Annotated in this window: 18 protein-coding genes; 10 read left to right on the top strand and 8 right to left on the bottom strand. The window is 73.7% G+C overall.

Translation table 11 applies throughout. From position 1 onward, the window contains the following. Nucleotides 1–183 precede the first annotated feature (183 nt). Complete coding sequence (locus tag QRX60_RS36105; protein ID WP_285995921.1) at nucleotides 184–801, top strand: LysE family transporter; 618 nt, start codon at nucleotides 184–186, stop codon at nucleotides 799–801. A gap of 111 nt (nucleotides 802–912) precedes the next feature. Further along, the gene (locus tag QRX60_RS36100; RefSeq protein ID WP_285995920.1) at nucleotides 913–1,617 is read left to right on the top strand and encodes a DUF6008 family protein; all 705 of its coding nucleotides are present in this window, start codon (nucleotides 913–915) and stop codon (nucleotides 1,615–1,617) included. On the opposite strand, the gene QRX60_RS36095 is transcribed toward QRX60_RS36100, so the two are convergent. From QRX60_RS36095 to QRX60_RS36085, 3 genes are all read right to left on the bottom strand, one after another. Continuing rightward, nucleotides 1,598–5,677 carry a beta-galactosidase gene (locus tag QRX60_RS36095; RefSeq protein WP_285995919.1) on the bottom strand — a complete coding sequence of 1,360 codons (4,080 nt, stop codon included), beginning with the start codon at nucleotides 5,675–5,677 and terminating at the stop codon, nucleotides 1,598–1,600. The genes QRX60_RS36100 and QRX60_RS36095 overlap by 20 nt on opposite strands. Before the next feature lie 190 nt (nucleotides 5,678–5,867). Then, complete coding sequence (locus QRX60_RS36090; RefSeq protein WP_286003774.1) at nucleotides 5,868–6,911, bottom strand: LacI family DNA-binding transcriptional regulator; 1,044 nt, start codon at nucleotides 6,909–6,911, stop codon at nucleotides 5,868–5,870. An 83-nt stretch (nucleotides 6,912–6,994) separates the two neighbouring features. After that, nucleotides 6,995–7,885: a serine hydrolase gene (locus QRX60_RS36085; RefSeq protein ID WP_285995918.1), complete on the bottom strand. Its 891-nt coding sequence runs from the start codon at nucleotides 7,883–7,885 to the stop codon at nucleotides 6,995–6,997. A gap of 115 nt (nucleotides 7,886–8,000) precedes the next feature. On the opposite strand from QRX60_RS36085, the gene QRX60_RS36080 reads away from it, so the two are divergent. The 5 genes from QRX60_RS36080 (at nucleotide 8,001) to QRX60_RS36060 (ending at nucleotide 12,333) form a co-directional block, all read left to right on the top strand. Further along, the gene (locus QRX60_RS36080; RefSeq protein ID WP_285995917.1) at nucleotides 8,001–8,573 is read left to right on the top strand and encodes an RNA polymerase sigma factor; all 573 of its coding nucleotides are present in this window, start codon (nucleotides 8,001–8,003) and stop codon (nucleotides 8,571–8,573) included. Next, entirely contained in the window at nucleotides 8,566–9,687 is a 1,122-nt protein-coding gene (locus QRX60_RS36075; RefSeq protein WP_285995916.1) for a CU044_5270 family protein, read from the top strand. The genes QRX60_RS36080 and QRX60_RS36075 overlap by 8 nt, the downstream gene beginning before the upstream one ends. Nucleotides 9,688–9,835: 148 nt before the next feature. Further along, on the top strand, nucleotides 9,836–10,588 hold the full coding sequence (locus QRX60_RS36070; protein WP_285995915.1) for a FadR/GntR family transcriptional regulator: 753 nt from the start codon (nucleotides 9,836–9,838) through the stop codon (nucleotides 10,586–10,588). Continuing rightward, nucleotides 10,582–11,310, top strand: a complete 729-nt coding sequence (locus QRX60_RS36065; protein ID WP_285995914.1) for a sulfite exporter TauE/SafE family protein — start codon at nucleotides 10,582–10,584, stop codon at nucleotides 11,308–11,310. The genes QRX60_RS36070 and QRX60_RS36065 overlap by 7 nt, the downstream gene beginning before the upstream one ends. Before the next feature lie 12 nt (nucleotides 11,311–11,322). Next, nucleotides 11,323–12,333 carry a D-cysteine desulfhydrase family protein gene (locus QRX60_RS36060; protein WP_285995913.1) on the top strand — a complete coding sequence of 337 codons (1,011 nt, stop codon included), beginning with the start codon at nucleotides 11,323–11,325 and terminating at the stop codon, nucleotides 12,331–12,333. Between the two features lie 2 nt (nucleotides 12,334–12,335). Here the strand turns inward: QRX60_RS36060 and QRX60_RS36055 are convergent, their stop codons facing one another. Continuing rightward, on the bottom strand, nucleotides 12,336–12,992 hold the full coding sequence (locus QRX60_RS36055; RefSeq protein WP_285995912.1) for a helix-turn-helix transcriptional regulator: 657 nt from the start codon (nucleotides 12,990–12,992) through the stop codon (nucleotides 12,336–12,338). 86 nt (nucleotides 12,993–13,078) lie between these two features. Here QRX60_RS36055 and folE point away from each other — a divergent pair, with 86 nt between their 5' ends. Together folE and QRX60_RS36045 are read left to right on the top strand one after the other, a co-directional pair. Continuing rightward, the gene (gene folE / locus QRX60_RS36050; protein WP_408630161.1) at nucleotides 13,079–13,699 is read left to right on the top strand and encodes a GTP cyclohydrolase I FolE; all 621 of its coding nucleotides are present in this window, start codon (nucleotides 13,079–13,081) and stop codon (nucleotides 13,697–13,699) included. Continuing rightward, a complete protein-coding gene (locus QRX60_RS36045; RefSeq protein WP_285995911.1) occupies nucleotides 13,699–14,904 on the top strand; it encodes an NAD(P)/FAD-dependent oxidoreductase in 1,206 nt (401 codons plus the stop codon). Before folE ends, QRX60_RS36045 begins: the two co-directional genes overlap by 1 nt. A 96-nt stretch (nucleotides 14,905–15,000) precedes the next feature. Here QRX60_RS36045 and QRX60_RS36040 read toward each other — a convergent pair whose 3' ends face one another. The 4 genes from QRX60_RS36040 to QRX60_RS36025 all read right to left on the bottom strand — a co-directional run bounded on the left by QRX60_RS36040 (nucleotide 15,001) and on the right by QRX60_RS36025 (nucleotide 18,260). After that, entirely contained in the window at nucleotides 15,001–15,435 is a 435-nt protein-coding gene (locus QRX60_RS36040; RefSeq protein WP_285995910.1) for a hypothetical protein, read from the bottom strand. A 109-nt stretch (nucleotides 15,436–15,544) separates the two neighbouring features. Beyond that, entirely contained in the window at nucleotides 15,545–16,207 is a 663-nt protein-coding gene (locus QRX60_RS36035; protein WP_285995909.1) for a response regulator, read from the bottom strand. Further along, the gene (locus QRX60_RS36030) at nucleotides 16,204–17,709 is read right to left on the bottom strand and encodes a GAF domain-containing sensor histidine kinase (RefSeq protein WP_286003772.1); all 1,506 of its coding nucleotides are present in this window, start codon (nucleotides 17,707–17,709) and stop codon (nucleotides 16,204–16,206) included. The genes QRX60_RS36035 and QRX60_RS36030 overlap by 4 nt, the downstream gene beginning before the upstream one ends. Nucleotides 17,710–17,855: 146 nt before the next feature. Continuing rightward, complete coding sequence (locus QRX60_RS36025; protein WP_285995908.1) at nucleotides 17,856–18,260, bottom strand: pyridoxamine 5'-phosphate oxidase family protein; 405 nt, start codon at nucleotides 18,258–18,260, stop codon at nucleotides 17,856–17,858. A gap of 231 nt (nucleotides 18,261–18,491) precedes the next feature. Here QRX60_RS36025 and QRX60_RS36020 point away from each other — a divergent pair, with 231 nt between their 5' ends. Beyond that, nucleotides 18,492–19,109 (top strand): sigma-70 family RNA polymerase sigma factor, encoded by a 618-nt coding sequence (locus QRX60_RS36020; RefSeq protein ID WP_285995907.1) that lies wholly within the window; start codon nucleotides 18,492–18,494, stop codon nucleotides 19,107–19,109. Nucleotides 19,110–19,169 lie beyond the last annotated feature (60 nt).

Below are 19,169 nucleotides of genomic sequence, written 5' to 3'. Positions count from 1 at the left end.
CCGATTCAAGCACAGCTGCCCCGCGCCCACCGGGTGGAAAATCCGGTTGCCGGACCGGTCCCGACGACGCCACCATCTGCGCATGACCTCCTACCGCACCCCGCTCCTGCCGACCGACGCCGCGACCACCGCGCCGGTCCAGCAGCAGCCGTGCCGTCCGCGGGGGTCGATCACCTCAGCGCCGTGACGGGCGCGCTCCTCGCCGGCCTGCTCGCCGGCTACGGCATCGCGATCCCCGTCGGCGCCGTCGCGACCTACCTCGTCGCGCTCACCGCCCGCACGTCCCTGCGGACCGGCCTGGCCGCGGCTCTGGGCGTCGCCACCGCTGACGGCGTGTACGCGCTGGTGGCGGTGCTCGGGGGCGCCGCGATCGCCGGCGTCGTCACGCCGGTCGCCGGGCCGTTGCGGCTGGCGTCGGCCGGGATCCTCGTCGTGCTGGCCGTCCGCGGCGCCGCCCTGGCCCTGCGCTCCCACCGTGCCGCCACCGCCCGGCCGGTGACCCCGCTCGCCCCCGGTCGCGCCTACGTCAGCCTGCTCGGCATCACGCTGGTGAACCCGACCACGGTCGTCTACTTCACCGCCCTGGTCGTCGGCGACCGGGCCGGGACCGCGGTCTCGGCGGCCGCACAGGTCGTGTTCGTGCTCGCCGCGTTCGCCGCCTCGGCGAGCTGGCAAGCGCTCCTGGCCGGCGGCGGGGCCCTGCTCGGGCGCGTTCTCACCGGGCCGCGGGGCCGGTTGGTGACGGCGCTCGCGTCGAGCGCGGTGATCACCGCCCTGGCCGTCCGGCTTGTCCTCGGTTGAGCCGGAACGCGTTGTGGTGTAACGGTTTGCCCGATTCCCGGCCGCACGGCCGAAGACGTTCGGCTGCCGGTTCCGCGGCTAGCCTGGGCGAGACGCGGACGGGAGGCGGCCATGACCATGCCGGTGGAGACGATGTCCGGGTGGGACATCGCGGGAGCGACGCTGCTGGTGCTCTGGGCGCTGGCGATGGGGGCGGCGGTCGGGGTGCTGGCGTACGCGAACCGCGGGCCGGTGCGGCCGTGGGTGTACCGCGGCTCGGCCGTGGTGATCGGCCTCGGCGTGCTCGGCCAGCTCGGGCACGTCCAGGAGCACATCGCGCAGGTCGGTTACTGGCTCGGGCACCCGAACTCCCCGGCGTGGATGACGCCGTGGGGCACCGGGCTCGCGAACGGCCTGCAGACGCTCCTGCCGGACCGGCCGACGTTCGGGATGGAGCTGCTGCACCTCACCGGCAACTTCCTCTTCCTCGCCGGGATCGCCGGCGTCGTGGTCATCACGCGGCGGGCGCTGGGCACCCGCGCCCGCCGCTGGGCGAAGATGGGCGTCTGGATGCAGGGCCTGCACGGGCTGGAACACCTGGTCCTGACGCTGTCGGTGGCGTCCGGCTCGCGCGCCGTCGGCCTCTCGACGTTCTTCGGCCTGATCGCCCCGGGCCCGGGGCTGACGACCTATCGCGTCTGGTGGCACTTCGTCGCCAACGTGCTGGGCTCGATCATCTTCGGCCTGGCGCTGTACCACCTGTGGTGCGAACGCCGGGAGGTCCGGGCGACGTTCTTCGTCCGGCCCCTCCCGGAGTTCACCCGGCAGGCGGCGTGACGCAGGTCAGCGTCGGCAGCGCCCAGTCCGCGTGGTCGTTGCCGTTGCCGTCGCCGCCGTCGCCCACCAGCAGGTCCAGGACCTGGGCGCCGGTGACGTCGACGTCGATCGGGACGGCGGCCTGGCCGCCGCGGACCACCGGCGTCGTCACCCGGGTCGTGCCGTCCACCGAGACGCTGAAGCTCACGCTTCCGCCGTTTCCGGTCTCGCCGTCGACGCCGGCCGAAGCCGTCAACCGGGTGCAGGCGCCGGCCAGGTAGAGCTGGACGTCGCTGGCCGCGTGCACGCCCAGCCCCTTCGCGTACGCCACCCCGCCGATGGTCATCGGCTTGCCGTCGCCCGCGTTCGCTTCGCCGTTGCTCGTGTCGCGCTCGACCGGGCCCCAGCCGTTCGTCGCCGTCAGGAACGGCAGCGAGCTCACCGCCACCTCGCCCGCGGGGGGCGCCGGCGGCACGGCACCGACGATCCGCTCGCCGGACACCGACCCCGGCCGCCCGGCCTGCCGGTACGCCACCGCCACCTTCAGGGCCGCGGTGTCCACTGTGGAGGGAGCGGTGACGGGCCAGCTGAAGGTCGCCGACCGGCCGCCGTCGATCCGCGCCACCGAAGGCGGGGACACGGGCCCGACCGTCCACCCGGCCGGGGCCGTCAGCACCGGCTTCACGTCGAACGCCGGCGGCGCGCCCGCGGGCACCCGGACCGTCGCCGTGGCGGTGAACCGCTGACCGCCCGACGCGGTGTCCGGCGCGGTCAGCGAGACCGCCGCCGTCGGCGCCGCCGGCATCGCGTACCGCCCGGGGTCGAAGCCGGGCGAGGCGTTCTGCCGGACGGTCAGTGGCGAGCGGTAGCTGCCGTAGTTCGTCCACGCGATGGTGCCCAGGCCGCCCGTGCTGCCGTCGAGGTTCCACACCGCGACGGCGATCGTGTTGTGGCCGTTCGGGTTCAGGACGCCGGTCGGGATCGGGAAGCTGTGCTGCGGTCCGAGGTAGTTGACGTACTGGCCGAGCTGCCAGCCGTTGACGAAGAGCAGCGCCCGGTACTGCCGCGCGGGGTCGTCGGTGATCGTCAGGCCGAGCGAGGTGTCCTGGCCGCGCGGCAAATCCAGATCCGCCGTCGTCCGGTACCAGGACACGCCCGGGGTGGTGTCCTTGGCCGGCAGGGAGGTCGACGCCCAGCGAGCGTCGGGGAAGCCGGGCAGCGACCAGCCCGCGCGCTCGCCGTACAGGCCACCGGTGTTGAGCGGGCCGCGCACCGGATCGAGCCCGGTCTCGCCGCCGCGGACGCCCTGCAGCCGCCAGGTCACCGACGTCAGCGGCGAGCCGGTCAGCCGCGCGGAGGTGAGCCCGCGCGCGGCCTTGTTGCCGTTGTTCGCCCCGTAGTCCTCCTCGTGGCCCATGTTCACGGTCAGCACGGAGATCTCGTTCTCCCCCGCGCGCAGCGTGCCCGCCGGGAAGGGGAACGTGTGCTGCGGGTCCTTCGAGCTGCCGAGGAAGACGCCGTTGAGCCACGCCGAAAAAGCGCCCGCCGGCCCGCCGCTCTGGCTCGACAGCGTGATCCCGGTCTGCTTGCCGTCGGCGGTGAACCGGCCGCGGTACCAGGTGTTGCCGGCGTGGAAGCCGTAATCGTCGGCGAAGAGGACCGGTTTCGTGCCGACCGCGGTCGAGCTGTTGGACGTGTCCTTGTCGGCCACCGGCCAGGCCGAGTCGTCGAAGCCGGGCTGGCTTTCCGGCGACTCCTGCTGGTGCTTCCAGCCGCTCAAGGCGGGGAGCGTCACGGCCTTCGCGGTCGGCGCGGCGGCGGTGAGGCTGCCGCTCGACGTCGGCTGGGTCGCGACCCGGGATCCGTTCCACGACACGGACTTCTCGGTGGCGAAGACCTCGAAGGCGCCGTCGGTGCCGGTGTCGCCGGTCAGGTTCAGGGTGCCGTGGTCGTCGGCCGCGGTCCGCACCAGGTGCGTGCCGCGGACCAGCACCGGGCCCGCCGCGGTGTCCTGGCGCCAGAACGTCGCCGCCGTCGCCTTGTCGGCGAGCAGCAGGAGCAACGGGCGCCGCCCGGGTGTGGTGACGAGCACGCGCGTCAGGCCGTCGTGGGTGTAGTTCAGCCGCAGGTCGCCGCGGGCGGCGTCCCAAGTGGACGTAGCGCTGCCGCTGAGGACCTGCACGGACGGCTGTTGTGCGAGCCGCAGGACGGTCTCGCCGGGGCCGCCTTGGTCGCCGTACAGCACCGCGACGTCACGGCTCCCGATCGCCGCGCTCGTCATGATCTCCGACGTCGAGTACTGCATCCGCGTCCGCCCGAGGTCGTACCCGGCGACGACGATCTTCGACTGGCGGCCGTTCAGGGTGAGGCCGGTGCCTGGCTGCTGCGGGACGACCGGGTAGTAGTCGGCGCTGCCCGACAGCAGGTCGACGGCGTCCACCACGACGAACGGCCCGGTCGCCTTGGCGTTCTTCTGCCCGGTGACGACGACCTTGAGCGTGTGCGCCCCGGCGGGCAGGCCGCGCACCTCGTAGCCGGTGACCTGGTTCTGCTTGCTCGCCGCGTAGAGATCGACGGTGCTGACCTTCGCGTCGTCGAGGTAGACGTCGGCGACGCCGTGGCTCGGGTCCTTCGAGGTCACCCAGCGGATCCCGGTGCCGGTGAACGGAATGCTGACGCTGTCGCCGGTGACCTCCGAGAACGACTCGGTGTGCTGGTAGTCGCCGCCGGTGTAGTTCACCTCCGGCCCGACGTGGCTCCAGGTGCCGGTGTAGCCGATCTCCGCCGCGCGGTCGTCGTAGGTGTAACCGGCGTGCGCGGCCAGGTCGAGCGCGAGGCTCGTGGTGTTCGTGGCCGTGGACGTCGAATCGGTGTGCCGCAGGGTGTGGAACTGCGTGCGGGTGTCCGGGTTGATCCGGGCGGTGTCGGTGAGGGCCGCGTCGCTGAGCGGTGCGCTCGCCAGGCCGTCGGTCTTGGTCAGCGGCGCGACGGACTGCGTGAAGTAGCCGATCAGCTTGTCTTCGTTGTACTTCGGGTCGAACTGGCGTCCTTCGGTGATCGCCGCGCCGTAGTCGTAGGAGGTGTAGTTCTGCGGGATCGCGCTCCAGCCCCAGGACGTGCCGCCGTGCAGCATGTAGAAGCTCTGCCCGGTGGCGCCGACCGCGATGTTCTGCTTGTAGAAGACGTTCGCGAACTGGTCGTTGATCAGCTGTGCGCACTTCTCGTAGCCCGGGCCGCCCCACGGGTCGAAAGCGCCGCCCTGGAACTCGGCGGTGATCAGCGGCTTGCCGGGGACGTGGTCGTAGCTGATGTCCGGGACGCCGTTCCAGCGCGTCGGGTTGGAGCAGTCGAAGCCCTGCGGGTAGGAGTCGGCGGCGTCGACGTCGAGCGCGGCGGTGCCGGCGTTGAAGGTGCCGTTGTTGTTGCCCACCAGGGGAACCGTGATGCCGTCGGCGCGGGCTTTGTCCTCGAGGTGCTGCATGTAGGCGCGGCCGTCGGCGTTGCCGTTGTAGTACTCGTTCTCGACCTGGTAGGCGAGCACGCTGCCGGTGCCGTCGGTCAGCTGGTGCCGTGCGATGATCCGGTCGATCTGCGTCTGCCACTCGTCGGAGTACTTCAGGTAGACGGAGTCGGCGCTGCGCGTGTGGCCGGGGGTGGTGGACAGCCAGGTCGGGAAGCCGCCGCCGTCGACCTCGGCGTTGATGTAGGGCCCGGGCCGCGCGATGACGTAGAGCCCGGCCTGCTGGGCCATGTCGAGGAGCTTGTCGAGGTCGCGGACGCCGGTGAAGTCGTAGACGCCCTGGCGCGGCGAGTGGTAGCCCCAGTCGAAGTACAACGACGTCGCGTTGAAGCCGGCGGCCTTCATCTTCTGGAAGATGTCGAGCCAGAGGTCGGGGCTCGGGAGGCGGTAGGAGTGGAACTCCCCCGACCACAGGTAGGTGCGGTTCCCGTCGACCAGGAAGGAGTAGCCGTCGTAGGTGACGGTGTGGGCCGCTTTCGGGGGCGCCGCGGCGGCCTGCGGAACGAGCACGCCGACCAGCGCGAGCAGGGCGACGAGCAGGGCCCGGAACGAAGCACGCATGCGGGGACCTCCTGGAGCGGCACTGAACCAGAAACGCACACGATCCTTTGCCAACTCCACAGAAGCAGTCAAGATACAACACCGGGTTGGATCAGTGCCGAGGTAGTGTTAGCCCTAACAGTCTCGAGCCTGCCGCGGCTTGTCGTGAGTGGTTAGGGCGGTTAGAACCGCCCTAACCACTCACGAGGGGTCAGCGGGGGCCGGTGCTTTCGCGGACGATCAGCTCGGCCGGCACCAGGTGCCGGGCACGGACGTCCCCGCCCGCCATCCGGTCTTCCAGGAGCCCGAACGTCCGGCGGCCGACCTCGATGAAGTCCTGGCGGACCGTCGTCAGCGGGGGGTTGAAGTACGCCGCCTCGGGGACGTCGTCGAAGCCGGCGACGTGGACGTCCTCCGGCACCCGGATCCCCGCCTCGGTGAACGCGCGCAGCAGGCCCAGCGCCATCTGGTCGTTGGCCGAGAACACCGCCTTCAGTCCGCGCTTGCCGACGAGCGCCCGGCCCGCCTCGTAGCCCGACCGCGGGCTCCAGTCGCCGCGCACGACCGCCGGTACGCGCAGGCCGCGTCGTTCCAGGGTCTCGCGCCAGCCGCGTTCGCGGTCGCGGGCCTCCAGCCAGTCCTCCGGCCCGGCGACGTGCCAGACCGTGCGGTGGCCGAGGGCCAGGAGGTGCTCGGTGGCGCGGCGCGCGCCGTCGTACTGGTCGACCGAGATCACCGGCACCGGTGCCGACTCCCCGCCGCCGACGGCCACCACGGGGATGTCGGCGGGCACCGCCGCCAGGGCCCGGCCGGCCGTGACGTGCGGGGCGATGACGACGATCCCTTCCACCGCCTGGCGGCGCAGGCTCTCCACCGCGTCGCCGATGGACGTCCGGCCCGGGCGGGTGACGCTGCAGATCGCGACGCCGTACCCGGCCTCGCGCGCCGCGTTCTCGATGCCGTACAGGGTGCTCGCCGGCCCGTAGAGGTTCGACTCCAGCGCGACCACGCCGAGGGTGCCCGACCGGCCGGTGACCAGCGTCCGCGCGGCGGTGTTGGGCCGGTACCCGAGCTTGTGCACCGCGGCGAGGACCCGTTCGCGGGTTTCCGGGCGCACCGGCCCGCTCTCGTTGACCACGCGCGAGACGGTCATGTGCGACACCCCGGCCATGCCGGCGACGTCGGCCAGGCTGGGCTGCCGCGACCCCGGGGACGACGTCCTGACCTGCTCCCCCGGCTTCGCCCGGTCCACCACCCTGGCTCCCTCCACGTCGTGCTCGGCCACCACCCACGAAACCGTACCGCCGAACGGTCCGTCGTCGGTGGACGCCGGGCGCGTCAGGCCCGGCCGAGCGGACCGGAGAGCGCTTTCACCACCGCCGTGACACGCTGGGCGGCCGTCGCCCAGGAGGTGCCGGCGGGCTGGGCGGTGAGGACGACGACGATGTAGCGGCGCCCGCCGACGAGCCCGCTGGTGTGCAGGGTGCGGCCCCGGTCGCAGCAGGACCAGCCCTGCTTCACCGCCCAGTCGGTGGCGGTGACCGCTCCCGGGATGCCGAAGAACTGGTCGAAGCCGTCCGCGCCGTGTTCGGTGGCGCCGTCGAGGGCACGCAGGACGACCCGGCGGGTGCCGTCGGGGACCTCGTCCATCAGGTACCGGTAGGAGCGGACGAGGTCGGCGGCGGTGACGAGGGTGCTGCCCCAGTGGCTGCCCTCGGCGGGCGGGCGGGTCGACTTCAGGCCGATCCGCGCCGCCCACGACGTGACGATCGCGGGCCCGCCCAGCTTCGTCCAGAGCCGGCCGGCGATGTCGCCGTCGCTGCGCGAGAGCATCTCGGCGACTTCGCCGGCGGGCTCGCCCCGCCGGAGGGCCTCCAGGGCGATGAACACCTCGACCAGCGACGCGGCGGGGTAGGTCGCGTCCGGCCGGTGGGAAACGACGTCGCGGCCGGTCTTGCGGTCGTGCACGAGCACGCTCAGCTCGCCGGGCACCAGCGCCGCCAGCGAAGCGCCGTCCGGCCCCGGCTTCCCCGGCTGCCTCGCCGCGGTCTCCGGCGGTGCCGACGTCGCCGTCGTGGCCACGCTCGTCGTGAGCGACGGCGCGGCCGGGTGCGACGGACCGGCCGCTTCGGCGGGTCCCGGCGGCCGGACCGCGGCGGCCGCGACGAGCATCGCCACCACCGCGCCGGCGCACGTCCCGGCCAGCAGCATCGCGCCTCCCCTGTGCATACCGGTTCTTGTCCGCACGCCCCGGCGCTGTTCGGCGAACGGGCCCGGATGTGGCCTGCGTCTCACCCGGCCGGGCCGCCGGGGACGCGGGCGGCGGATCGCGACAACCAGTAGCGTGACCAGAATCGTGGAGCGGCTCGACCGGCCCGACCTCGCCGCGCGAGATCCGAAAGAGGTCTTCTCGCGGCTTTTCGACGAGTACGCCCATCCCCTGCGCGGTTACCTCGCGGGCCGGGTGGGCGTGCACGCCGCCGACGACCTCGTGGCGGAGACGTTCGTCGTCGCGCTGCGAAGACGCGCCAGCTACGACCCGGAGAAGGCCCCGATCCGCGGCTGGCTCTACGGGATCGCGACCAACCTGCTGCGCAACCACGTGCGCCAGGAGGTCCGCGGGTTCCAGCTGAGCGCGAAGGCCGGCACCGAAGACCGCCCGGCCGAAAGCCACGACACCGCGGTGGCCGGCCGGGTCGATGCGGCCGCGCGCCTGCGCGTCCTCGCCGGCGAGCTCGCCGGGCTGTCCGAACAGGACCGCGACGTCCTGCTGCTCACGTCCTGGGCCGGGCTCGAACCGGCCGAAGTCGCCGCGGCGCTCGGCGTGCCCGCCAGCACGGTGCGCTCCCGCCTGCACCGCGTCCGCCACCGCCTCCAGGCCCTGCTCGTCCCCACCGAGGAGAACCCCCATGCATGAGCTCGACGAAACCCTCGAGCTGCTCCACCGCGACGCTCGCACGGCGCCCGCCGACCTGTCCGCGGCCCGCGCGAGGCTGATGGCCGAGCTGGACGCCGGCTCGACGGTCGTCCCGCTGCGGCCGAGGCGAGCCCGCCGGTTCGCCCTGCCGGTCGCCGCCGCCGTGGCCGGGGTGGTCGCGGTGACGGTCGTCGTGGTCCAGACGGGCTCGTCCGGGCCCACCGCCGGCCCGACGGCCGCCGCGCCGGCGCCGAGCGCGAACCCGTCCGCGAACCCGACCGCGAACTGGCCCGACATCCAGCTGATGTCGGCGGTCCAGGTGCTGAACCGGGCGGCCGACCTCAGCGTCGGCGCGGTCGACCAGCCCGTCGGCCCCGGGCAGTTCCGGTACGTCGGCGAGCACACGTGGGTCGGGCGCGGTGTCCAGACCGGCGACGCGACCGGCTACACGTACCTCTGGGAGCAGCAGGTCGACCGCTGGATCCCGGCCGACGCGCACGACGTCTGGCAGGAGAACCGGAAGATCCTGAACACCGGGAAGTTCCTGGGCGGCTCGGTGCCGCAGTCCCAGGCGCCCGAGCCGGACATCACCAAGACCGACCAGGGCCAGTGGCAGGGCCGCTGCGGCGACTTCTTCCCGAAGTCCAAGCCCGCCAAGAAGTGCGACGACCCGGCGGACTGGGACAGTCCCGCGTTCTACGCGACGCTGCCGCACGACCCGGCCGCGCTCTACGCGAAGCTGCAGGCGCTGACGAAGGGCCGCGGCTCGACGCCCACCGCGATGTTCCACTTCGGCATCGAGATCCTGCGGGCCGGGCAGATGCCGGCCGGGCTGCGGGCGCAGTGGTACCGGGCGCTGGCGAAGATCCCGGGCATGACGGTGCTGGCCGCGGAGACGAACCTCGACGGCCGCACCGGCGTCGCGCTCGGCCTCGACGACCGGCACGAGATCCGGCAGCTGATCATCGACCCGGTGACGGGCCAGTTCATCGGCGAGCGCGAGGTCGCGGGCGCGGAGCCGGACGAGCCGTGGATCAAGCCGGGCACGGAGATCGGCGCGAGCGCGATCACCACCGCGGTCGCCGGCCGCCTCGGCGAGGTCCCCGCGAAGTAGCGCTAGCGCCCCAAGGCGGCCTTCGGTGCGTTCACCGCACCCAAGGCCGCCTTCGGTGCGGTGGACGCACCCAAGGCCACCTTAGGGCGGGCCAATGGTCCGACATTCGGCGCTGTTATGTCTTACATATCGTGCTACCGTCCGACGCGTGGAGAGCAGCTGCACCACCGCCGGGCTGCGGATCGCCGCCGAAATGCGGTCCCGCGTCGACGACGGCCGCTGGCCCGCCGGCACCATCCTGCCCACCGAGCTGGAGCTGGCCCGGGAGTTCGACGTCAGCCGGCCTTCGGTGCGCGAGGCACTGAGCGCGCTGCAGTTCGCCGGGTACGTCGAGCCGCGGCGCCGGCGCGGCACGGTCGTGCTCGGCGGCTCGCCGGTGCCCGGCGCGGCCCGGCACGTGCGCGCCGCGCGGACCTTCGAAGAGGTCGTGGACCTGCTCGAAGCCCGGCTGGTCCTCGAACCGGCCGTGCTGGCCCTCGCCGCCGCCGACCCGGACCCGGCGGCACTGGACCAGGCGCACGAGGCCGTCGCGGGAATGGCCCTGGTCACCGGTGGCGACACGATCCCGGCCGACACCGACCACCGGCTGCACGCCGCGATCGCCGGCGTCTGCCGGAACCCGGACCTGCGCGAGCAGGTCGCCACGCTGCTCGCCCGGGCGTCCGGGCCGGTCTGGCGGGAGACGCAGGCGACGGCGTGGGCCACCGGCACACCGCGCGCGTGGACCGACGACCACCGCGAGATCGTCGCCGCGCTGGCCCGCGGTGACGGCCCGGCCGCGGCCGCCGCCTCCCGGCGGCACCTGCTGTCCGCTGTGGACAACGCCGCCGGCTGCGCGGCCCTCCCCCCGTCGCAGCTTCGCCGGCTGCACCGGCTTCGCGAGCATTTCGGGCCGTGTTAGCCGTCCTGCTGCTGGCGGTGCCGGTCGGCGTCTTCATCGGGGCGATCGGCATCGGCGGCGTCCTCCTGCCGCCCGCGCTCACCTGGCTCGCCGGGCTCGACATCCACGCGGCGGCGGGCACCAGCAGCTGGTGCTTCCTGTTCACCGGGATCGTCGGCACCACCGCCTACGCGCGCCACCAGGCCATGCCGTGGCGCTTCGGCGGCCTGCTCACCCTCGGCGCGGCACCGGCCGCGGCGGCCGGCGCCCTGGTTAACGGCGTCGTCCCGGCCACCGTGCTCTGGCTGTTCCTGGCCGTGGTGACCGCCGGCTCCGGTGCCTTCAACCTCTGGGCGCGGCCCCGCGAAGCGCGCGAACTGCCCGCGCCCGCCGCCGTCGCGGTCGGCGCGGCCGTCGGGTTCGGTTCGGCACTGACCGGCACGGGCGGGCCGGTGCTGCTCGTCCCGGTGCTGCTGGCGCTCGGCGTGCCGGCGTTGACGACGATCGCGGCCGGGCAGCTGATCCAGCTCCCGCTGGTGGGGTTCGCGACGCTCGGCTACGCGGCGCAGGGCTCCGTCCACTTCGGACTCGGCAGCGTCCTGGGCGTGCTGGCCGGCGCCGGCACCCTGCTCGGCACGCGGCTGGCCCGGCGGCTGCGCGGACGCCACCTCCACCGCGTCGCCTCCGCGGCACTCGTCGCCTTCGGCGCCTTCCTCTTCGTCCTCCCGTTCCTCCCGCGCTAGAAAGGAAAGCCCGTGGACCTCGCGACCCGGCTCGATCGCTTCCCGCGCGAACACCTCGCCCGCACCCCCACCCCGCTCGACGTCCTGACCCGCCTCGGCGAGCGGCTCGGCCCCCGCGTCCTGCTCAAACGCGACGACCTGACCGGCCTTGCGCTCGGCGGCGACAAGCCCCGCAAGCTCGAGTACGAACTGGCGCGGGCCCGCGCCGCCGAGGCGGACGTCGTCGTCACCTGCGGGTCGATGCAGAGCAACCACGCCCGCCTGACCACCGCGGCCGCGCGCCGGCTCGGGATGGACTGCACGGTCGTGCTCAGCCGGGACGCCTACGACGAGTTCCAGGGCAACCTGCTCACCGTGCGGCTGCTCGGCGCCGACGTCCGGGTGGTCGACGTCGAGGACCACTGGGCCCTCGACGACCACGTCCGCGCGGTGTGCGACGAGCTGCGCGCGGCGGGGCGCCGGCCGCACGCCGTGCCCATCAGCGGCACCACGCCGCACGGCTGCCTCGGCTACGTGCGGGCCGGGCTGGAGCTCGCCGCGCAGCTGCGGGAGACCGGCGAGCGGCCGGACGCCGTCTACCTGCCGTTCGGCACCGGCGGGATCTTCACCGCACTGACGCTCGCCTTGCGGGACCAAGGTTTCGGCTGCCCGATCGTCGGCATCAGCGTCAACCAGGACAGCGCCGGCTGCAGCGCCGGATACCACCACTGGTGGGCGGAACTGACCACGCTGCTCGGGCTCGGCGGCGAGCCGCCGGAGGTCGAGCTCCACGACGAGTTCGTCGGGCGCGAGTACGGCGACCCGACCGAGGAGTGCCTCGACGCGATCCTGCTGCTGGCCCGGACCGAGGCCGTCCTGCTCGACCCCGTCTACAGCGGGAAGACCTTCGCCGGGTTCCTCGCCCACCACGCGGCCGGGCGCTGGAGCGCCGGGCACCGGGTCGTGGTGCTGCACAGCGGCGGCGTCCCGGCATTGTTCGCCTACCACGACGCGCTCGCCGGGCACCTGGCCCGGCGCGGCTGACCTCAGGCGGGCGCGAGGCGCACGCAGCAGAAGCCGGGCTGCGGGTCCAGCCGGGCGCGCAGGCGGCGCGCGCCCGCGCCGTCGAGCATGCCTTCGACCAGCCCGAGGTTCATCTCGCACACCAGCCGCGGGTGCGTCCGGGCCAGCCGCTGGAACGGGCAGTTGCCGAGCAGCACGCCGTCGCCCTCGACGCGCGGCTCGAACCCGTGCTCCTCGAGCGTGCCGACGACGTCCGAACCGCCGGCGGCCAGCTCCGCACCGTGGTCGCGGGCCCGCCGCCCCAGGATCTCCCGCGCCGAGCCGCCGCTCTCGTCGGCCTCCTCGATCGCGGACGCGAGGAGCTCGCCGGCCAGCTCGTAGTGCCGCTCGGGCACCGAGACGCTGACCTGCCGGTCCGACCGGCGGTAGAGCTTGGCCGGGCGGCCCGCGCCCGGCCCGGTGCGGCCACTGCGGCGCTCGTACTCGACCACCAGGAGCCCCTCCTCCACCAGGCGGTCGAGGTGGAAGGCGACCGTCGCCCGGGGCACGCCGAGGGCCGAGGCCACGTCGTCGCGGCTCACCGGATCCGGGCGCCGGACGACGTACTCGTACAGCCGCCGGCGCGTCGGCTCGTCGAGCGCCGCGACCGCGGCCAGCGCACCGGCCTGGGACTCGTGCATCTCCGCACTCTAAAACAAATAATCGTTGACGAAAACCCAGGCGGGCTTCTAACGTCGACTCAACTTGGTTTTAGAAGGAGGCTTCCGTGACCGTCGATCCCGTCAGTGACCCCGTGCCGCTGCGGCACCTCGGTGTCGTCCACGACCGCGACGCCGTGGACCTGCGCGCGGCGGAACGCGCGGTCGCCGCCCTGCTGCGCGCGCTCGGGAAGGACCCGTCGTCGGAGCACCTGGGCGACACCCCGCGGCGGGTGGCGAAGGCCTACGCGGAGATGCTGCGGCCGCGGGACTTCCAGCTGACGACGTTCCCCAACGACGAGGGTTACGACGAGCTCGTGCTGGCGAAGAGCATCCCGGTGCAGTCGCTCTGCGAGCACCACCTGCTGCCCTTCCGCGGGGTCGCGCACGTGGGCTACCTGCCCGGCGAGCGGATCCTCGGCCTGTCGAAACTCGCCCGCGTCGTCGAGATGTTCGCGCGCGACCTGCAGGTGCAGGAACGGCTGACCAAGCAGGTCGCGGACTGGCTGCAGGAGCACCTGGCACCGAAGGGCGTCGGCGTCGTGATCGAAGCCGAGCACCTGTGCATGTCCCTGCGCGGGGTGCGCGCGACCGGCGCGCTGACCGTGACGTCGTCCCTGCACGGCCTGCTGCGCGAGGAACCCAAGACGCGGCAGGAATTCTTCGCCTTGACCGGCGTGAGCGCCTGATGGACACCCACGTCATCGTCGGCGGCGGGCTGGCCGGGGCGAAGGCCGCGGAAACGCTGCGCGCGGAGGGGTTCTCCGGGCGCGTCGTCCTCGTCGGCGCGGAGCCGGACCTGCCGTACGAGCGGCCGCCGCTGTCGAAGGGCTACCTGCTCGGCCAGGACGACCGCGCGTCGGTCTTCGTCCACGACGAGAAGTGGTACGCCGACCAGAAGATCGAGGTGCTGACCGGCCGGCGCGTCACGGCGCTGCACCGCGCGGCCCACGAGATCGAGCTGGCGGGCGGCGAACGCCTCGGCTACACGAAGCTGCTGCTGGCGACCGGGGCTTCGCCACGGCGGCTGCGGGTGCCCGGCAACGACCTGAAGGGCGTCCACTACCTGCGCCGGCTCGCGCACGCGGACCGGCTGCGCGACGCGCTGGCCGCGGGCGGGCGGGTCGTGGTGGCCGGCGCGGGCTGGATCGGCCTGGAGACCGCGGCGGCGGCACGGACCTACGGCTGCGAGGTGACGATCGTCGAGCCCGGCCCGTCACCGCTGCACGCGACGCTCGGGCCCGAACTGGGCGAGTACTTCGCGGACCTGCACCGCCGGCACGGCGTGGACCTGCGGCTCGGCACCGGCGTGACGGGCTTCGCCGGCGACACCGCGGTCACGACGGTCTGGACGGACGCGGGCGACATCCCGGCCGACGTGGTCGTCGTCGGGATCGGCGCCCGGCCGGAGACGCAGCTGGCCGCCGACGCGGACCTGGCGGTCGACGACGGCGTCTGCGTGGACGCCTCCCTGCGCACGGAGGACCCGGACGTGTTCGCGGCGGGCGACGTCGCGAGCGCGTGGCACCCGCGCTACGACCGCCGCCTCCGCGTCGAGCACTGGGCGGCGGCGGCGAACGGCGGCCCGGCGGCGGCGTTGTCGATGCTCGGCCGCGAGGTGGTCCACGACGACCTGCCGTACTTCTTCTCCGACCAGTACGACGCCGGCATGGAGTTCACGGGCTGGTTCCCGCCGGGCGGGTACGACCGCGTGGTGAAACGCGGCAGCGACGAGGCGTTCCACGCGTTCTGGCTGGCGGGCGGCCGGGTGGTCGCCGGGCTGCACGTCAACCAGTGGGACGAAGGCCTCGACGCGGTCCGCGAACTGATCCGCAGTGGACGGACGGTCGACCCCGAGGCGCTGGCGGATCCGGCCCGCCCCCTCACGAGCTAGCCGCGCCGGCCGCTCCCCAAAGCCCTCCTGCCGCGGCTCGTCGTGAGCGGGAAACAGTGTTCTAACCCTGTTTCCCACTCACGACCGGCCGCGCTGCTAGTTGTCGCGCCGGTGCCGGCCGCCGCGCGAGCCGGCGATCGCGCGCACCCGCAGCGCCAGGTCGCTCCGGCGGGCCCGGCGCGCGTACTCCAGCAGTGCCTCCACCTGTTCCTGCGGCAGCCACCCCTGGTCGGCTCCGGCCTCCAGCCGCAGCAGGTGCGTCACCAGCTCACGCGAATCCTCGTCGTGCTCCCCGGCCAGCTGCGCGAACCGGCAGGCCGCGTCGGCCTCGCCGTCGCACCACGCCGTCATCGCCAGCAGCGTCGCCGTCGCGGTCAGGATGTCGCCGCGGTGGATGCCTCCCTCGGCCGCCAAGTGCTCCGCCAGCTGGAAGCTGCGCGTGCCGACGCCGCCGGCGCCTTCCCGGCGCACGGCTCGTGCCAGCGCCTTGATCTGCTGCGTGACGTAGTCCCCGCTCGACAACCCCGACATGCTGTCCCCTCTGCCGCGCACGACAACTCGTGCGTCACCCGACAGGTGTATCGCATCGGGGGCCAGATACGTCGGATGCCCCACGGGTTTCCGCCGAGTGGGCGCGTGATCAGGTCGAACGGCCGCCGTCGGCGCGTCGCTGCGACACGTACACCGCCGCCGAGGTGCGCCGCTCGACCCCGAGCTTGTGCAGCACCGACGACACGTAGTTCTTCACCGTCTTCTCCGCCAGGAACAGCCGCTCCGCGATCTGCCGGTTGGTCAGGCCCTCGGCGACCAGGTCCAGCACCCGCCGCTCCTGCGGGCTGAGCTGCTCGTACCGCGGGTCCGGGGTCGAGGACGTGGTCTCGCCGCGCAGCTTGTTCATCACCGACGCGGTCAGCGTGGCGTCCAGCAGCGAGCCGCCGACGGCCACCGTGCGGACGGCGTCCACCAGCGACCGGCCCGAGACCTGCTTGAGCATGTACCCGGCCGCACCCGCCATGATCGCGCCGAAGAGCGCGTCGTCGTCCGAATAGGACGTCAGCATCAGGCAGGCCGGCGCCGGCTCGACCGTCGAGCGGATCTCGCGGCACACCTCCACGCCCTGGCCGTCGGGCAGCCGGACGTCGAGGATCGCCACGTCCGGGCGGACCTGCGGGATCCGGACCAGCGCCTCGGCCGCGGTCGCCGCCTCGCCGACCACCTCGATGTCCACTTCGGATTCGAAGACGGTCTTCAGGCCGGTGCGGACCAGCTCGTGGTCGTCCACCAGGAACACCGAGATCGTCATCGCCCACTCCCCTGCTCGCCGGTCCGCGCCGGCAGCTCCGCGGTCCATTCCAGCCGGGAACCGCCGTCTTCGGCGGCCGCCAGCTCGCAGTCCCCGCCCCACCGTGCCGCACGGGCGGCCAGGTTGGCGAGCCCGCTCACCCGGCCCGGACCCGGGGGTGGGCCGGTTCCGTCGTCGCGCACCACCAGGCTCAGCCGCCGGCCGGCTCCGTCCACGGTGACCTCGACCGAACACGACGTCGCCCCGGCGTGGCGCGCCACGTTCGTCAGCGCCTCGCGCAGCGACGCGATCAGGTCGGACCGGACGGCGTCGGGCACCGCCGCGTCGAGCGGCCCGTCGAAGCCGACGCGCGGCTCGAAGCCCAGCGTGTCCCGCGCGTCGACGGCCACCCGCAGCAGCTCGGCGCGCAGGCTGCCCTGCGCCTGCGCGGGCGCCTGCAGCGAGAAGATGCTGTTGCGGATCTCGCGGATCGTGCCGTCCAGGTCCTGGGCGAACCCGGCGACGCGCCCCGCGACGGCCGAGTCGGCGATCAGCCGGCTGACGCCTTCGAGCCCGAGCCCGGTCGCGAACAGCCGCTGGATGACCAGGTCGTGCAGGTCGCGGGCGATCCGGTCGCGGTCCTCGAACACCGCCAGCTGCTGGCGCACCTCCTGCGCCCGGGAGAACTCGACGGCGAGCGCGGCGTGCCCGGCGAAGGTCTCGGCGAGCTGGACCTCGGCCTCGGTGAACGGGCTCTTGTCCCGGAACTTCGCGACGACGAGCACGCCCAGCGTCTCCTCGCCGACCAGCAGCGGCACCGAGATCGCCGAGTCGAGGTCCTTGATCATCGCCGGCATCGGCCCGGCGACGTCGCGCTGCTGCTCCTGCACGCGGTCGCCGTAGTCGCGCACGACGACCGGGCGGCGGGTGGTGAACGCGACCCCGGTCGCCGTCCCTTCGGTCGGCACGGTCAGCCCGGTGAGCCGGTCGGCGTCCTCCCCCGGCGGTTCGACGACGTCGAACACGAGCCGCCCCGGCCCGTCCGGGCGCGCGATCGCGCCGGCGGTGCCGCCGGCGACCACCCGCGCGCGTTCGGCGATGAGCCGGAGCGTGGCCCGCAGGTCCTGCGCGGCGAGCAGCGCGCGGGTGACGTCGTAGGAGGCTTCGAGCCAGCGTTCGCGGCGGCGCATCTGGTCGACGAGCAGGGCCTTGTCGACGGCCATCGCGGTCGCCGCGACGAGCGCGCCCAGCACCTCCCGCTCGCGGCGCCCGAACTCGCGGCCGGCGGCGGGTTCGATCTCGAAGCGGCCGAACGTCTTCGGGCCGGCCCGCACGGGCAGCTCGACCAGTCCGTTGCCCCCGGGCCTGCCGAACTCGGCGACGGCCTCTTCGGGGCCCGTCACCTCGACCCGGCCGTACCGGGCGCCGACCAGGTCGCGCACCGTCGCCACCGCGGTGCGCAGCACCGCCGGAACCTCCAGCTCCCGCGCGATCCCGGCCACCGCGGCCAGGATCGCCGGCATGCCGATTTCGTCCGCCACTTCCCGCCGACCCCACATGAGCCCGATCCCGGGGGTGTCCCCGGGCCGTCAAGGGTCCCACAGGCGACTGCCCGTGTCGGCCCAATCCGGTTCGTCCATCCGGTGGGTCGATCGGTGGGACGCCTTTGTTACTCGGTGTGGCAGGCGATGCGGTGACCGGTGATGGCCTCGACCGGGATCCGCAGGAACCGGCGGCCGGCCAGCGCCGGGCACGGGCACAGGCAGGCGATGTCGGCGCCGTCGACCGGCGACTCGGTGGCGCGCCCCAGCAGGCTCACGTACCAGCCGGCGCCGAGGTCGGCGGCGAAGTCGTCGGCTTCGAACGCCACCACGGCGTCGCGCGCGCCCGCGTAGAGAAGACTGCTCGTGGGGACGGCGAACACGACGGCTTCGTCGACGACGGTGAAGCGCACCGGCTGGACGGCCGGCATGGCCCGGTGGGTGAAGATCACCCGGCCCAGGCTCGCCGTCCCGAGCAGGGCGAGGCACTGCTGCCGATCGAGCAGCAGCCCGAAGCCCACGTCGTCCACCATCACGTCCCTGTGTTTCTCCTGTGAAATCCCCCGATGACCAGCGTGATCGCTGGGCCGGGGCAACCGGTAGGGCCGTTCGGCCCGGCCCCGCCGCGGCGGCCCGCCGGGCACACCGGCCGCTCCCGCGCCAGGGCCGGAAGACCCGGGCCGCGGCGGCCGCCCGGCCGGTGCGGCGGCCACGCGGCGTGACCTAGCGTCGTGACCGTCCGTCGCCGAAGAGAGGTGAACCCGATGCCGCCGCAGTCCGCCGCGGGCGAACCCGCACCCACGGCGACGTTCACCCTCGATCCGGAGCTGGTCCGGTCCGCGATGACCGGCAACCGCGCCGCGATCGCGAACGTGCTGCGCGCGCTGCGGCCCACGGTGTTCCGCTACTGCCTCGGCCGGCTCGGCACGTGGCAGGACGGGTCGTCGGACGCCGAGGACTGCGCGCAGGACGTCCTCCTGGCGGTCGTCGGCGCGCTGCCGGGCTACCGCTACGAGGCCGACAGCTTCCTGGCGTTCGTGTTCGGCATCGCGGCGCACAAGGTGTCCGACTTCCACCGCCGCCGGGCGCGCGACCGCACCAGCCCGGTGGCCGAGCCCCCGGCCGACCGCGGCACGGGCCCGGACCCGACGGGGGAAGAGGTCGAGCGCGCCGCGGGCCTGGACTGGTCGGCGGGGCTGCTCGACACGCTTCCGGCGCGGCAGCGGGAAATCCTGGTGCTGCGCATCATCCTGGGTCTCTCGGCCGAGGAGACGGCGGCGGCGGTCGGCCTCGGCAGCGCCGGCGCGGTCCGGGTGGCCCAGCACCGGGCGCTGACGACGTTGCGGCGCGGGTTGCTGGCGCAGAAGCGCGAAGCCTCCTGAGGACCCGCGGCCCGGAGCAGCCGCATCGAGGGACTTGGCCTCCTCCGATGCGGTGTTCCC

It is taken from the genome of Amycolatopsis mongoliensis (assembly GCF_030285665.1).
In the GTDB taxonomy this organism is placed as follows: domain Bacteria; phylum Actinomycetota; class Actinomycetes; order Mycobacteriales; family Pseudonocardiaceae; genus Amycolatopsis; species Amycolatopsis mongoliensis.
The sequence above is the reverse complement of the archived record's forward strand: the minus strand, read 5'-3'. Positions and strand labels throughout refer to the sequence as shown.